The organism is Pseudonocardia charpentierae, assembly GCF_031845345.1.
GTDB classification, from domain to species: Bacteria; Actinomycetota; Actinomycetes; order Mycobacteriales; family Pseudonocardiaceae; genus Pseudonocardia; species Pseudonocardia charpentierae.
Genome location: NZ_JAVREJ010000007.1, coordinates 96,286 through 110,450 on the forward strand (window position 1 = coordinate 96,286; position 14,165 = coordinate 110,450).

Below are 14,165 nucleotides of genomic sequence, written 5' to 3' on the forward strand. Positions count from 1 at the left end.
TCAGCGGGATCGGATCCAGTCGAGGGTGCGGCGCAGGCCGTCGACCAGCGGCACGGGTCGGCCGAGGCCGAGTTCCGCGACGGCGCGACGGACGTCGAGGCAGCTGCGGTGCACCTCGCCGGGCCGCGGTGGTGCCGGGACGGCGACGACCGCACCGGGGTCGGCTCCGGCGGCTTTGACGGCCGCCCGCAGCAGTTCGTGGATCGACACCTCGGTGCCCGTGCCCACGTTGTAGACGCGGTGCGGCAGCACCGCCGCGTCGGCCGCGGCGAGGTTGGCCGCGGCGACGTCGGCGACGTAGACGAAGTCGCGGGTCTGCGTTCCGTCGCCGAAGACGACGGGTCGGCGACCGGTGAGCAGCCGTTCGCAGAAGATGGCCACGACCCCGGCATCACCGGTCGGGTCCTGGCGCGGGCCGTAGACGTTGCCGTAGCGCAGGGTCACGACGTCGAGCCCGGAGCTCGACCGGAACCAGTCGGCGTACTGCTCGACGACCCGCTTGCTCAGCCCGTAGGCCGACAGCGGCGCCACCGGTGCCGTCTCCGGGGTCGGGATCGGGGCTGCCGGGCTGTAGATGGCGCCGCCGGTCGAGGTGTTGACCAGGCGTCGCACGCCCGCCGCCGCAGCGGCCGAGAACACGTTGATCGACCCGAGGACGTTGACCGACGCGTCGTCCTGCGGGTCGGACATGGACGCCCGAACGTCCGTGCGCGCGGCGAGGTGGAAGACGAGGTCGGGCCGGAACGCCGCGACGGCGTCGCGCAGTGGTGCACCGTCGCGGATGTCGTGCTTGAACAGCTCCACGTCGCCGGCGATGCGATCCAGGTTGGCCGCCGAGCCGGTGCTCAGGTCGTCGACGACCAGGACGGACGTCCCTCGTCCCGCCAACGCCTCGACCACCGACGACCCGACGAACCCGGCGCCCCCGGTCACGACCGCGCGGTCGACAGCCATGCCCCACCCCCACGCACCTGCCCCCATGGAGGGCGTGGAGATCATCGCGGTGCGCTGGGCGATTCGTCACCAGGCTCGCGAGAGGTTGCGGTGACCAGCCCAACGCGTTGTGCCGTTCGGTCCACTGCGGACACAAGGCCCGGTTGTGGCCGGACAAGGATCCGTTGTCGCTCAAGGGGTCAGGAGGCGGCGGGAGAAGTCCACCGCGGCGGCGAGGATCGCGTCGGGGTCGGTCGCGTCGCGCCACATGTGATCGGCGCCGTCGACGATCGTCAGCTCCACCGCGACGCCCGCATCGCGGAGTGCGGCGGCGAACTCGCGGCTCTGGCCGACCGGGACGAACCGGTCGTCCGCGCCGTGCGCGAGATGGAACGGGGAGCGCCCGCGTGCACGTAGGTCACCGGGCTGGCCCGGCGGGCGAGCTCGGGAGCGCCGGGCAGCGTGGCGCCGATCAGCAGCGACTCGCGGGAGTCCGGCGCGTCGGAGCGGGCGACGGCATCGGGGCGGGCCTGGTCCTGCAGGGTTTGGAGGTTCGCCGGGCCGTACCAGTCGACGACCCCGGCGACCGGGGCCGTCGGACCGCCGGTCAGCTCGACCAGGTCCGCCCGGTCGGCGGTGAGCCCGAGCAGGGCGGCCAGGTGCCCGCCCGCGGACTCGCCCCAGGCGATCACGCGGTCCGCATCGACACCCAGCTCGGCGGTACGCGTCCGTAACCAGCGCAGTGCGGCGGTCGCGTCCTGCAGCTGCGCGGGGAAGACGGCCTCGCCGGACAGCCGGTAGTCGACCGACGCCACCGCGAACCCCGCACCGACCAGGCGCTCGAACGGGTCGGGTCGCCAGTCGCGCCAGGTCGGGCAGAAGACGCTGCGGGTGCCCAGCCGCCAGCCGCCGCCGTGCAGGAACAGGACGACCGGGGCCGGTCGTCCGGGCGGGGTGTAGAGATCCAGCAACAGGGGCCGGTACCCGGGCGGCGCGGCGTACTCGACCGCCCGCCGCAGCTGTCCGATTCCGCCGGGAAGCTCGGCGGCGCCGGGCAGCGGGTCGGTGTCGGGGCGGGTCAGTCCGGGTGGTGCCGGCGCGCTCACGCCCTGTCCTCGGGCTGCGGGTCCCCGGGCTGCGGGCCTTCCGGGAGGGGCCACGGATAGTCGGGCATGAACTGCATGCCGTGCTGCTGCGCCGCTGCCTGCATCCGCGGGAAGTCCGGGATGAACGGGGGCTGCTCGGTGGTGTTGTGGTCGGTGAGCGTGCCCATGTGCTGGAAGAACCGCTCGAAGCCGCCGATCATGGTCCCGGTCAGGCGTGCGGCCTCCTCCACGCGATAGGCGTGCGGTGTCCCGGCCGGCACGAAGGCGAAGTCGCCTGCGGCGAGCAGCTCGTGCCCGGCGGGCACTCGGAGGTGATCAGCCGAACTGCCCGTCGGTCTCGTCCCCGGAGAGGAGCACGGTGAACAGGTCGGTGAACAGCATGGCGTGCTCACCCTCGCCGCGGCGCAGGACGTAGGGCTCGGGCCTGCCCGGCAGAACCCCTTTCCACCGCGGGCCCTTCTCGGGGTCGACCAGGTACTCGAAGCTCATCTGCGCCCTCCCTGTGTGCGTGCTCAGTCCGTGCCGGACTCCATCGCCGCACGGTCGAGCGCGTCGTCACGGGCCGTGTCGCCGTCGGCGGCGGCGATCGCCGCGGCGCCGGCGGGCGGCAGCTCGCCGATCAGCCCGCGGACCGCCTCGAGCTGGTCGTGGGCGGCGTACTGCTCGAGCTTGCTGCGCGAGTCCGCGATGTCGAGGTTGCGCATGGTCAGCTGCCCGATCCGGTCGTCCGGACTGAACGCCGGGTCGACGCTGCGCTCCATGGACAGCTTCTCGGGGTGGTAGCTGAGCAGCGGGCCGCGGGTGTCGAGCACCGAGTAGTCGTTGCCGCGCCGCAACCGCAGGGTGACGCTGCCGGTGACGGGATACCCGATCCAGCGGTACAGGCTCTCGCGCAGCATGAGCGCCTGCGGGTCGAACCAGCGGCCCTCGTACAGCAGCCGGCCGAGCCGGCGGCCCTCCACGTGGTAGTTCGCGACCGTGTCCTCGTTGTGGATGGCGTTGAGCAGCCGCTCGTAGGCGATGTGCAGCAACGCCATCCCGGGCGCCTCGTAGATGCCCCGGCTCTTGGCCTCGATGATCCGGTTCTCGATCTGGTCCGACATGCCCAGCCCGTGGCGGCCGCCGACGGCGTTCGCCTCGCGGACCAGGTCGACCGCGGTCGCGAACTCGCGACCGTTGATCCGGACGGGCCGCCCGTGGGTGAACTCGACGGCGACGTCCTCGGTCTCGATCGCGACCGCGGGGTCCCAGAACGCCACGCCCATGATCGGCGAGACGATTTCCATCGAGGTGCCGAGCAGCTCGAGGCGCTTGGCCTCGTGCGTCGCACCCCAGATGTTGGCGTCGGTCGAGTAGGCCTTCTCGGCGGAGTCGCGGTAGGGCAGGTCGCGGTGCGCCAGCCACTCCGACATCTCCTGCCGGCCGCCGAGCTCGGCGACGAACTTGCGGTCCAGCCAGGGCTTGTAGATCCGCAGGTTGGGGTTGGCGAGCAGGCCGTAGCGGTAGAACCGCTCGATGTCGTTGCCCTTGAACGTCGAGCCGTCGCCCCAGATCGACACGTCGTCGTCGCGCATGGCGCGGACGAGCAGCGTGCCGGTGACGGCCCGGCCGAGCGGGGTGGTGTTGAAGTAGGTCTGGCCCGCCGTCCGGATGTGGAAGGCGCCGCACGTCAGGGCGGCCAGGCCCTCCTCGACCAGCGGCGCGCTGCAGTCGACCAGCCGTGCGGCCTCGGCGCCGTAGGCGAGACCGCGGTCGGGCACGGCGGCGAGGTCGGGCTCGTCGTACTGGCCGATGTCGGCGGTGTAGGCGTAGGGGATCGCGCCATGCTCGCGCATCCAGGCGACGGCGACGGACGTGTCGAGGCCGCCCGAGAACGCGATCCCGATCCGCTGGCCGACCGGGAGCTCGCTGAGGACCTTGGACATGCCGGTCAGCCTACGAAGCGGCGTCGTCGGCGCTAGATCGGGTCGAGGATGCGGTGCAGGAACTGCCGCGTCCGCGCCTCCTTCGGCTCGGTCAGCACCTGCGCGGGCGGCCCCGACTCGAGCACCACGCCCCCGTCGATGAACAGCACCTGGTCCGCGACCTGCTGGGCGAACCGGATCTCGTGGGTCACCACGACCATCGTCCAGCCCTCCTGGGCCAGGTCCTTCATCACCTGCAGCACCTCGCCGACCAGCTCCGGGTCGAGCGCGGAGGTGGGCTCGTCGAACAGCATGAGCTTGGGCCGCAGCGCCAGCGCGCGGGCGATCCCGACGCGCTGCTGCTGCCCGCCCGAGAGCTGGTAGGGGTACTGGTCCGCCTTCTCCGCGAGCCCGACCTGCGCCAGCAAGGCCAACGCCTCCTCGCGGGCCTCGGCCTTGGCCCGGCGCTGCACCAGGACCGGCCCCTCGAGCACGTTCTGCAGCACCTTCATGTGCGGGAACAGGTTGTGGCTCTGGAAGACCATCCCGCTCTGCGCACGGAAGCGCGCGAGGGTGGAGCGGTCCGGGGCGACGGCGAAGTCGACGGACAGGTCGCCGATCGTGATGACCCCGGAGTCGGCCTGGTCGAGCGCGTTCAGCGTCCGCAGCACCGTCGTCTTGCCGGAGCCCGACGGCCCGATCACCGCGGTGACCGTCCCCGCCGGGACGTCGAACGAGATGCCCTTGAGCACCTCGTTGTCGCCGAACGCCTTGTGGACGTCCCGGACGGTCAGCAGCAGATCGGGCTGTTGCACTGATTCGCTCGCAAGCTCGCTCACCGCAGCACGTACCTTCCCAGCCGGGTCTCCAGTCTGCCCTGGAAGAACGAGAGGATCACGCAGATCACCCAGTAGTAGATCGCCGCGACGCCGTAGAGCGCGAAGAAGTCGAACGTCGGCGCGGCGGCCAGCTGGGCCACCCGCAGCAGCTCGGTCACCAGGATGGTCGACGCCAGTGAGGTGTCCTTGACCAGCGAGATCAAGGTGTTGGACAGCGGCGGCACGGCGGTGCGGGCGGCCTGCGGGAGGATCACCCGGCGCAGCGTCGTCGCGTAGTTCATGCCGATCGTCTGCGCGGCCTCCCACTGCCCCCGCGGGATGCTCAGGATCGCTCCGCGGATCACCTCGGCGGCGTAGCCGCCCACGTTGAGGCTGAAGGCGATCACGGCCGCCGGGAACGGGTCGATGACGATGTCGAACTGCGGCAGCGCGTAGAAGACGATGAACAGCTGCACCAGCAGCGGCGTCCCCCGGATCACCGAGATGTACCCGCGGGCCAGCAGGGACAGCGGGGTGATCCGGGAGATGCGTGCCAGTGCGACGAACAGCGCGATCACGAGACCGAGCACGAAGCTCACCGCCGTGAGCGGGATGGTCGCCACTAGTGTGGCCCGCAACATGGGCCACAGGTTCCGCAGGATCAGCTCCTGGGTGGCGTCATCCATCTAGGCCTCCACCTGCGGACCGTCGCCTTGCTTCGCTGCGGCGTCGATCCGCAGGACACGCATCAGGCAGCTGCGCTGACGTCGGAGCCGAAGTACTTCTCCGAGATCTGCTTCAGCGTGCCGTCGGCGCGGAGCTCGCCCAGCGCCCGGTTGACGTCGGCGATCACCCCGCTGTCCTTGCGCGCGGCGAACGCCTGCTCGCTCGTGTCGCCGGTCGTCCCGGCGATCTTGATGCCGGCGTCGTTGTTGGTGCGCTGGTACTCGCCGACGGCCAGGGTGTCGTTCACGGTGGCGTCGACGCGGCCGTCCTTGAGCAGCTGGATGGCCTGGACGAAGCCCTCCACCGCCTCGACGTTCGCGCCGGCGTCGCGGGCCACCTGCGCCCAGTTGCTGGTGGCCGACTGTGCGGTGGTCTTGCCGGCCAGGTTGGCGAGCGTCGTGATCGAGTTGTCGTCCGCGCGGGTGACGATCACGCCTTCGGAGACGGTGTAGGGCTCGGACAGGTCGTACTTGGCCTTGCGGTCGTCGTTGATGGTCACCTGGTTCGCGATGAGGTCGAACCGCTTCGCCTCGAGACCTGCGAAGATCGCGTCCCACGGGGTCTGGACGAACTCGACCTGCTTGCCGAGCTTCGCGCCCACGGCCCGGGCGACCTCGACGTCGTAGCCGGTGAGCTGGCCGTCGGTGCCCTGGTAGCTGAACGGGCTGTAGGTGCCCTCGGTGCCGACACGCAGGGTGTCGGAGCTGGCGGCGTCGTTGCTGCTGCCGCAGCCGACGATCGAGACCGCGGCGAGCAGAGCTGCTGCGGCGGCGAGGAGTGCGCGGCGCACGGGGGTTCTCCTTCGGTTGGCAGGGGTCGTGCGGTGGCGTCCGATGTCATGTTCGACCGGGACGACCGTCGTCGAAGCGGAATGCCGCAGGCGCGGGTCGGGCAAACGGCCCGAACGGGCACGCGCGCGAACGGCGAGATCGTCGCCGGATCAGGACGGAGCGGGACAGCCCGTGGTGGTGCGGCGGCACTCGTCGATGACCCGCCGGCACACGAGGATCCCTGTCCCGGGTGCGTGCGGCGGAGTCCACATGATCGCGCATTCAACACACCCGTCACGCTGCGGCGCAACCACGCGCGGTCGTCACTCCCAGACGACGACGTTGCGTCGCACAGGCACCGAGCCGTCGTCCGTCGCGAACAGCTCCGGCGCGTGCTCGCGGAGCCGCTCGATGTCGTCGAAGACGGCCCGCAGGTGCGTGCGCATCGTCTCGCGGGCACGCGGGAGGTCGCCCGCCACGACCGCGTCGAAGATCTCGACGTGCTGGTCGGCGAACGGCGTCGTGGTGTTCTTCTCCTTCAGCCCCAGCCGCCGCGCGCGGTCGAGGTGCCCCTTCGCCGACACCACCGTCGACCACGCCCGCGCGTGCCCGCTGAGCTGCAGCAGGCCGTGGTGGAACGCCTCGTCGAGAGCGAAGAACTCCTCCAGGTCGATGCCGGGTGCCCGTTGCCGGTCGAGGTTGGTCCGCAGTTCGGCCACCACGTCCGGATCGAGCTCGGCGGGGACGTCGTCCAGCGCGGCGAGCTCGACGGCCTCGCGGAGGAACTGCGCGTCGCGCACGCGGTCCGGGTCGACGCGCGAGACGAATGTCCCGACCTGGGGGAACACCTGAACCAGGCCCTCGTCGGCGAGGAGTATGAGGCTCTCCCGCACCGGCGTACGACTCACACCGAGTGCCGCGGCCAGTTCGTTCTCCGACAGCGCCGTACCCGGAGGCAGCTCGAGCGTCAGCACCTTGCGGCGCAGCGTCTCGTACACGACACGGCGGTTGGTGCGTGGGCGGGGCGGGGCGGCCATGTCTTCGATACTAGTACACAAGTCTTGTACATCAGCTCTTGACTCCACTGCTCGACCAACGCTTGTATACCAGTGCTGCACACCAGCGTCGTCCAGAGTCGGGAGCCGTATCCGTGAGCACCATCGAGCGCGCAGAGGTCTTCGTCGCCTCGCCGGGCCGCAACTTCGTCACCCTGCGAATCACGACCTCCGACGGCGTGACGGGCCTGGGCGACGCGACCCTGAACGGCCGCGAGCTGGCCGTCGCGAGCTACCTGCGCGACCACCTCGTCCCGCTGCTCATCGGCCGCGACCCAGCGCGCATCGAGGACATGTGGCAGTACCTCTACCGCGGCGCGTACTGGCGGCGCGGCCCGGTCACCATGACCGCGATCTCCGCCGTCGACACGGCGCTCTGGGACATCAAGGGCAAGGTCGCCGGGCTTCCCGTCTACCAGCTCCTCGGCGGCCGCAGCCGCGACGGCGTGCTGGTCTACGGGCACGCCAGCGGCACCGACGTCCCGTCGCTGCTCGACGACGTCGCCCGCTTCCGCGACCTGGGCTACCAGGCGATCCGCGCTCAAGCCGCGGTGCCGGAGATCGGCGGCAGCTACGGCGTGCGCAAGGGCGCGATCTACGAGCCGGCCGCCGGCTCGCTGCCGGACGAGCAGCCGTGGTCCACCGAGGCCTACCTCAACTTCGCCCCCGGCTCGCTGCGGGCGGTGCGCGAACGCTTCGGGTTCGACTTCCACCTGCTGCACGACGTGCACCACCGGCTCACGCCGATCGAAGCCGCCCGGTTCGGCAAGGAGGTCGAGGACTGCCGGCTGTTCTGGATGGAGGACCCGACGCCCGCGGAGAACCAGGACGCGTTCCGGCTCATCCGCCAGCACACGACCACCCCGATCGCCACCGGCGAGATCCTGAACTCGATCTGGGACGTCCAGCAGCTCATCACCGAGCAACTCATCGACTACGTGCGCACCACCGTCGTGCACGCCGGCGGCATCACCCACCTCAAGCGGATCTTCGACCTCGCCGCGCTCTACCACGTCCGTTCCGGCTCACACGGCGCGACGGACCTCTCGCCGATCACCCTGGCCGCGGCCGTGCACCTCGACCTCGCGATCCCCAACTTCGGGATCCAGGAGTACATGGCCCACGCGGACGAGACGATGGAGGTCTTCCGGACGAACGTCCACCTCGAGGACGGCCTGCTCGACACCGCCGAGGTGCCCGGCCTGGGCGTCGAGTACGACGAGAAGGCCGCCGAGCGCTTCCCGTACGACCCCCGCTACCTGCCGGTCGCCCGTCGCCTCGACGGCTCGATCCACGACTGGTGACGCCGCGATGACCATCCTGAACCACGCCGCCCTCGCCGGCCTCGCACCGGCCCGCCGCCCGCTCGTCGACCCGCGTGACCTGCGGCCGCGCATCGTCCACTTCGGTCTCGGTGCCTTCCACCGGGCGCACCAGGCCGTCTACACCGAGGCGGCCGCCGCCCGCACCGGCGAGCCGTGGGGCATCGTCGCCGTCGCCCCCCGGTCCTCCGTCGCGCCGATGCGGGCGCAAAACTGCCTCTACTCCGTCACCGACGTGGCGCCCGACGCGGGCGCGACCCGGGTGATTGGCGCCGTCGTCGAGGCCCTGAACATGCGGGCCGACGCCGCGCGGCTCACCGAGCTGCTGCGTTCGCCCGAGATCACCACCGTGACCCTGACCGTGACCGAGAAGGGCTACTCGCGGCGCCCGGACGGCGGCCTGGACGCCGCTGCGCCCGGCGTCGACGACGACCTGGCCGCGACCGCGGCGGCCGACCCGGACCTCGTCACGGTCGTCGGGCGGCTCTCCGCCGGTCTCGCGGCCCGGTTCCGGGCCGGGGGCGCGCCGGTCGACGTGGTGTCGTGCGACAACACCGCAGGCAACGGCGCCGCGCTGGCCCGTGCCGTACGAGAGTTCGTCGAGGCGTCGGCGTGGAGCGACCGTGACCCGGTCCTCGACTGGCTCGGGACGTCGGTCGGGTTCCCGGACACGATCGTCGACCGGATCGTCCCGGCCACGACCTCGGTCGACCGCGACGGCGCCGAGGCGGCGCTCGGGGTGCGCGACGAGATGGCGGTCGTCGGCGAGCCGTACCGGCAGTGGGTGCTGCAGGACGCGTTCGTCGCCGCACGCCCTCGCTGGGAGGTCGACGACGCGCTCGTCGTCCCGGACGTCGCGCCGTATCAATTGATGAAGCTGCGCCTGCTCAACGGGTCGCACTCCGCGATGGCGTACCTCGGGGCGGCTGCCGGCTGCACCACCGTCGCCGACGTGCTGGCGACGGAGTGGGGTGAGCCGCTGGTGCGGGCGTTCGGTGCCGAGGTCGTGCCGACCCTGCCGACCGAATCTGATTCCGGGGGCGGGCTCGACGCCGGGCGCTACGTCGACGACCTCGTCGCCCGGTTCCGCAACCCCGCCATGCACCACCTGCTGCGCCAGATCGGCTCGGACGGATCGCTGAAGATTCCCGAGCGGTGGTTCCCGGCACTGCGGGACCTGCGCGCGGCCTCGGTGGCGACGCCGGTGCTCGAGCTGGCCCTGGCCGGCTGGGTCAGCGCGACGCAGCCCGGAGCCACCCACGGCATGACGGACCCCGCCGCGGCGGCGCTGAACCGCTGCTGGACCGACACGTCCGACCCGAAGGCCCTGGTCGGTGCGCTGTTGCGCACCGTCGGCGCCGACGACCTCGCCGAGCAGGCGGACCTCACCGCGTCCGTCGCCACCCGGCTCCCGGCGCTGCGCGCCGGACAGATCGACCTCTGACCACACGACCGTTCACCGAGCAACGGAGCACACGATGACGGAAAGCACGCACGCGGCGCCCGGAGGCGTCGCGACGAGGACGACCCGCGACCTCACGAAGGCCGCGGTGTCGGGGTGGCTCGGTACGGCGATGGAGTTCATGGACTTCCAGCTGTACTCGCTGGCCGCCGCCATCGTCTTCAACAAGATCTTCTTCCCCAACGTCAGCCCGGCGATCGGGCTGATCGCGGCGATGGCGACCTACGGCGTCGGCTACGTCGCCCGGCTCGCCGGTGCCATCTACTTCGGTCGCATGGGTGATCGCATCGGTCGCAAGAGGGTGCTGTTCCTGACGATCGCCCTGATGGGCGCCTCGACCACGCTCATCGGCGTGCTGCCGACCTACGCGATGATCGGCATCGCGGCACCGATCCTGCTCGTCGTGCTGCGGCTGGTCCAGGGCTTCGGGGCCGGTGCGGAGATCGCGGGCGCCACCGTGATGCTGGCCGAGTACGCGCCGGTGAAGCGGCGAGGCGTGATTGCCTCGCTGGTGTCGCTCGGGACGAACTCGGGCACCCTCGCCGCGTCCGCGCTCTGGGCGTTCCTGCTCGGTGTGCTGTCCGAGGAGCAGTTGCTCAGCTGGGGCTGGCGCCTGCCGTTCCTGCTCAGCTTCATCCTGCTGATCTTCGCGGTGTGGCTGCGGATGAACCTCAAGGAGAGCCCGGTCTTCGAGGAGCGCCCGGACGTCGTCGACGGTGTCGCCCTGTCCCGCGCGGAGATCGAGGAGAAGGCAGCGGCGACGCACGCGAGCGTCCTCGAGGCCGGTCTCAAGCAGCGCAAGGGCAAGGCCTTCTTCCTGGCGCTGGGCCTGCGGTTCGGCCAGGCGGGCAACTCCGGTCTCGTGCAGACCTTCCTCGTGGGCTACATCGCCACGACGCTGCTGGTGAACCGGACCGTGCCGACCCAGGCCATCGTCTGGGGGTCGCTGCTCGGCTTCATCACCGTCCCGGTGGTCGGTCTGCTGGGTGACCGCTTCGGCCGGCGCCCGGTCTACATCGCGCTGACCCTGCTGACCATGGCGTTCGCCTTCCCGATGCTGCTCCTGATCACCAGCGGCAGCGTTCCCAGCCTGGTCCTCGCCATGGTCATCGGTCTGAACATCGGCGTGCTGGGCCTGTTCTCCCTGGAGAGCGTGACGATGGCCGAGCTGTTCGGCTCGCGTACCCGGTTCACCCAGCTCGCGCTGGCCAAGGAGATCGGCGGCATCCTGGCGACCGCGATCGGCCCGGTGCTCGCCGCGACCCTCACGGCCGTGACCGGCAGCTGGTGGCCGATCGCCGCGATGCTCGTCGTCTACTCGCTGATCACGCTCGTCTCCGCCTTCCTCGCGCCCGAGACCCGTGGGCGCGACCTGGTCCGGCTGGAGGATGCGGCATGAAGGCGGTGGTGGTGCACGGAGCGAACGACCTGCGTGTCGACGAGCGCCCCGACCCTGTGCCCGGCATGGGCGAGGTACTGATCGCGATGGAGTGGGGCGGGGTCTGCGGTTCGGACCTGGCCTACTGGCGGCACGGCTCGTCCGGCACGGCTGTGCTGCGCAGCCCGCTGGTGCTCGGGCACGAGGTCGCGGGCCGGATCGCCGCGGTCGGCGACGGCGTGACGGGCTACGAGGTCGGGCTCCCGGTCACGGTCCACCCGGCCGAGCTGGTCGGCGACGGCTGCCTGCCCGAGCGGATCGCCGGGCGCACCAACCTCTACCCCCGGATCCGGTACTTCGGTTCGGCGGCGTTCGACCCGCACACCGACGGCGGGTTCAGCGAGCTGCGGGTGGTCCGGGCGGATCAGCTCCGGCCGCTGCCCGACGGCGTGAGCACGGAGCACGGAGCGCTCGCCGAGCCGCTGGCCGTCGCGCTGCACGCCGTGCACCGGGCCGGCACCGTGCGCGGCCGGGACGTCGTCGTCAACGGGGCCGGGCCGATCGGGTCGCTGGTCGTGGCCGCTGCCAAGTACCGCGGAGCGGCCTCCGTCGTCGCCGCCGACATCAGCGACGCCTCGCTCGCGGTCGCGAAGGCCATGGGCGCCGACGAGGTCCGGAACCTGGCCGCGGGCGACACGCTGCCCGACGACGCCGAGCTGCTGTTCGAGGCCTCGGGCGCCCCGGCGGCGCTGGGGAACGTGCTCCGGGCGACCGCCCGCGGCGGCACGCTCGTCCAGGTGGGCAACCTGCCCGGCACGGCGGTGTCGGCGGTGCTCGGCGACCTGGTCACCCGCGAGATCACCTGGGTGGGCGCATACCGGTTCGTCGAGGAGATCAGCGACGCACTCGCCGCCATGCGCGACGGCCTGGATGTGAGCCCGGTGATCACCCACCGGTTCCCGATCGAGGAGGCCGAGGAGGCGCTGGCCGTGGCGGGGGACCGGAGCACGGGCAGCAGCAAGGTGATGCTGCGGCTGGGAGGTGCGTCGTGAGTGCGGTCGTCACGGTGGGGGAGACGATGGCACTGCTCGACGCGCCGGCCTCCGGTCGACTCGGCGGCTCGCTGCCGGTCGGCATCGGCGGGGCGGAGTCGAACGTCGCGATCGGCCTTGCCCGGCTCGGGGTGGACTGCGGCTGGGTCAGCAGGGTAGGCGACGACGCGCTGGGCACCTTCGTGACGCGGGAGATCCGCGCCGAGGGCGTCCGGGTGGTCGCCGTCCGCGATCCCGACGCCCCGACCGGGCTGATGCTCAAGGAGCACCGCAACGGCCGGCCGTGGCGGGTGCGCTACTACCGCGCCGGCAGCGCGGCGTCGCGGTTGTCGACGGCCGACGTCGACGCTGTCGCCGACGAGATCGGCGCGGCGGACGTCCTGCACCTGACCGGCATCACCGCCGCCCTCGGTGCCTCCCCGCTGGCCGCGGTCGAGCGGGCGATCGAGGTGGCGCGAGCCGCCGGGACCCTCGTGTCCTTCGACGTCAACCACCGCGCGACCCTGTGGGGCGACGAGACCGCGGCACCGGTGCTGGCCCGCCTCGCCGCGGCCGCCGACCTCGTCTTCGCCGGACCGGAGGAGGCCGCGCTGGTGCTCGGCCGCACGCCCGGACCGTCGTCGTTCGACGAGGGCGAGCTGCTGGCGCGGGAGCTGGCCAAACGGGGCCCGGCCACGGTGGTGGTCAAGCTCGGTGCCCTCGGAGCGTTGGCGCTGTCCGGCGACGAGGTCCACCGGGCGTCCGCCCTGCCGGTCGAGGTTGTCGACCCGGTCGGCGCCGGCGACGCCTTCGTCGCGGGCTACCTGAGCCAGGTCGTCGCCGGCGGATCGGTGCCAGACGCCCTGCGCACGGCCAACGCCTGCGGTGCGGCGGTCTGCCGGGTACCCGGCGACTGGGAAGGCCTGCCGACCCGCATGGATCTCGACCTGCTGAATGCCGATGGAGAGGTCGTGCGATGACCGTGACAACTCTCTTGACCCGCTGCCCGGTCGTCCCGGTGGTGGTGCTCGACCACCCCGACCAGGCCCTTCCGCTCGGGAAGGCCCTGCTCGCCGGCGGGATCGACGTCGTCGAGATCACCCTGCGCACCGACGCGGGACTCGAGTCGATCCGCCGGCTGGCGGAGCTGCCCGGCCTGCACGTCGGGGCCGGTTCCGTGCTGGTTCCCGACCAGGTCGACCAGGTCGTCGACGCCGGCGCCCTGTTCGTAATCAGCCCCGGGCTGTCGGTCGAGGTCGTGCAGCGCTGCCGACAGCGCGGAGTGGTGGCGCTGCCCGGGGTCGCGAGCGCGAGCGAGCTCATGACGGCGGTCTCGCTGGGCCTCGACGAGGTCAAGTTCTTCCCCGCCGGTCTACTGGGCGGCCCGGCCGCGATCCGCGCCCTCGCCGCCCCGTTCACCCGCATGTCGTTCATGCCCTCGGGCGGGGTGAAAGCCGAGAACATGGCCGACTACCTCGCCGTCCCGGCGGTCCCTGCCGTGAGCGGTAGCTGGATGGTCGACCCGACCCTCCTGCGCGCGGGCGCCTGGGACGAGGTCACGGCGCGCTCGGCGGATGCGATGGCGCGGGCGACCTGAGGTCTCTCTCGAGCGGGTCGTCGGTCGGGTGAGGAGCCGACTGGTGGCCCGCTCGGCGCGCCG

15 protein-coding genes are annotated in these 14,165 nt (G+C 71.8%); 6 read left to right on the forward strand and 9 right to left on the reverse strand.

Translation table 11 applies throughout. The features are described 5' to 3' along the window. The 9 genes from RM445_RS12420 to RM445_RS12460 all read right to left on the reverse strand — a co-directional run bounded on the left by RM445_RS12420 (position 1) and on the right by RM445_RS12460 (position 7,294). Positions 1–954, reverse strand: a complete 954-nt coding sequence (locus tag RM445_RS12420; RefSeq protein WP_311556361.1) for an NAD-dependent epimerase/dehydratase family protein — start codon at positions 952–954, stop codon at positions 1–3. Between the two features lie 272 nt (positions 955–1,226). Beyond that, positions 1,227–2,039, reverse strand: coding sequence for an alpha/beta hydrolase (locus RM445_RS12425; RefSeq protein WP_311556362.1), 813 nt, complete (start codon positions 2,037–2,039; stop codon positions 1,227–1,229). Beyond that, entirely contained in the window at positions 2,036–2,344 is a 309-nt protein-coding gene (locus RM445_RS12430; RefSeq protein WP_311556363.1) for a cupin domain-containing protein, read from the reverse strand. Before RM445_RS12430 ends, RM445_RS12425 begins: the two co-directional genes overlap by 4 nt. Positions 2,345–2,354: 10 nt before the next feature. Next, the gene (locus RM445_RS12435) at positions 2,355–2,528 is read right to left on the reverse strand and encodes a cupin domain-containing protein (RefSeq protein WP_311556364.1); all 174 of its coding nucleotides are present in this window, start codon (positions 2,526–2,528) and stop codon (positions 2,355–2,357) included. A gap of 23 nt (positions 2,529–2,551) precedes the next feature. Then, positions 2,552–3,964: an argininosuccinate synthase gene (gene argG / locus RM445_RS12440; RefSeq protein ID WP_311556365.1), complete on the reverse strand. Its 1,413-nt coding sequence runs from the start codon at positions 3,962–3,964 to the stop codon at positions 2,552–2,554. A gap of 32 nt (positions 3,965–3,996) precedes the next feature. After that, a complete protein-coding gene (locus RM445_RS12445; protein ID WP_311556366.1) occupies positions 3,997–4,782 on the reverse strand; it encodes an amino acid ABC transporter ATP-binding protein in 786 nt (261 codons plus the stop codon). Then, on the reverse strand, positions 4,779–5,447 hold the full coding sequence (locus tag RM445_RS12450; RefSeq protein WP_311556367.1) for an amino acid ABC transporter permease: 669 nt from the start codon (positions 5,445–5,447) through the stop codon (positions 4,779–4,781). The genes RM445_RS12445 and RM445_RS12450 overlap by 4 nt, the downstream gene beginning before the upstream one ends. 62 nt (positions 5,448–5,509) lie before the next feature. Further along, entirely contained in the window at positions 5,510–6,277 is a 768-nt protein-coding gene (locus tag RM445_RS12455) for an amino acid ABC transporter substrate-binding protein (RefSeq protein ID WP_311556368.1), read from the reverse strand. 303 nt (positions 6,278–6,580) lie between these two features. Then, complete coding sequence (locus tag RM445_RS12460; protein WP_311556369.1) at positions 6,581–7,294, reverse strand: GntR family transcriptional regulator; 714 nt, start codon at positions 7,292–7,294, stop codon at positions 6,581–6,583. 113 nt (positions 7,295–7,407) lie between these two features. On the opposite strand from RM445_RS12460, the gene manD reads away from it, so the two are divergent. Genes manD through eda form a run of 6 tightly spaced genes read left to right on the forward strand, consistent with a single transcriptional unit; the run spans position 7,408 to position 14,102 of the window. Then, the gene (manD, locus tag RM445_RS12465) at positions 7,408–8,616 is read left to right on the forward strand and encodes a D-mannonate dehydratase ManD (protein WP_311556370.1); all 1,209 of its coding nucleotides are present in this window, start codon (positions 7,408–7,410) and stop codon (positions 8,614–8,616) included. A 7-nt stretch (positions 8,617–8,623) separates the two neighbouring features. After that, positions 8,624–10,078 carry a mannitol dehydrogenase family protein gene (locus RM445_RS12470; RefSeq protein ID WP_311556371.1) on the forward strand — a complete coding sequence of 485 codons (1,455 nt, stop codon included), beginning with the start codon at positions 8,624–8,626 and terminating at the stop codon, positions 10,076–10,078. 34 nt (positions 10,079–10,112) lie between these two features. After that, on the forward strand, positions 10,113–11,495 hold the full coding sequence (locus RM445_RS12475) for an MFS transporter (protein ID WP_311556372.1): 1,383 nt from the start codon (positions 10,113–10,115) through the stop codon (positions 11,493–11,495). Further along, positions 11,492–12,526, forward strand: a complete 1,035-nt coding sequence (locus RM445_RS12480) for an L-idonate 5-dehydrogenase (RefSeq protein ID WP_311556373.1) — start codon at positions 11,492–11,494, stop codon at positions 12,524–12,526. The genes RM445_RS12475 and RM445_RS12480 overlap by 4 nt, the downstream gene beginning before the upstream one ends. Next, positions 12,523–13,485 (forward strand): sugar kinase, encoded by a 963-nt coding sequence (locus RM445_RS12485; RefSeq protein WP_311556374.1) that lies wholly within the window; start codon positions 12,523–12,525, stop codon positions 13,483–13,485. Before RM445_RS12480 ends, RM445_RS12485 begins: the two co-directional genes overlap by 4 nt. Then, entirely contained in the window at positions 13,482–14,102 is a 621-nt protein-coding gene (eda, locus tag RM445_RS12490; protein WP_311556375.1) for a bifunctional 4-hydroxy-2-oxoglutarate aldolase/2-dehydro-3-deoxy-phosphogluconate aldolase, read from the forward strand. Before RM445_RS12485 ends, eda begins: the two co-directional genes overlap by 4 nt. The last annotated feature ends 63 nt before the right edge of the window (positions 14,103–14,165 follow it).

What these genes read in the sequence shown, in the direction of transcription:
- RM445_RS12420 (WP_311556361.1), bottom strand. Translation starts at nt 954, where the DNA reads ATGGCTGTCGACCGCGCGGTCGTGACCGGGGGCGCCGGGTTCGTCGGG.
- RM445_RS12435 (WP_311556364.1), bottom strand. Translation starts at nt 2,528, where the DNA reads ATGAGCTTCGAGTACCTGGTCGACCCCGAGAAGGGCCCGCGGTGGAAA.
- argG (WP_311556365.1), bottom strand. Translation starts at nt 3,964, where the DNA reads ATGTCCAAGGTCCTCAGCGAGCTCCCGGTCGGCCAGCGGATCGGGATC.
- RM445_RS12450 (WP_311556367.1), bottom strand. Translation starts at nt 5,447, where the DNA reads ATGGATGACGCCACCCAGGAGCTGATCCTGCGGAACCTGTGGCCCATG.
- RM445_RS12460 (WP_311556369.1), bottom strand. Translation starts at nt 7,294, where the DNA reads ATGGCCGCCCCGCCCCGCCCACGCACCAACCGCCGTGTCGTGTACGAG.
- RM445_RS12470 (WP_311556371.1), top strand. Translation starts at nt 8,624, where the DNA reads ATGACCATCCTGAACCACGCCGCCCTCGCCGGCCTCGCACCGGCCCGC.
- RM445_RS12475 (WP_311556372.1), top strand. Translation starts at nt 10,113, where the DNA reads ATGACGGAAAGCACGCACGCGGCGCCCGGAGGCGTCGCGACGAGGACG.
- RM445_RS12480 (WP_311556373.1), top strand. Translation starts at nt 11,492, where the DNA reads ATGAAGGCGGTGGTGGTGCACGGAGCGAACGACCTGCGTGTCGACGAG.
- eda (WP_311556375.1), top strand. Translation starts at nt 13,482, where the DNA reads ATGACCGTGACAACTCTCTTGACCCGCTGCCCGGTCGTCCCGGTGGTG.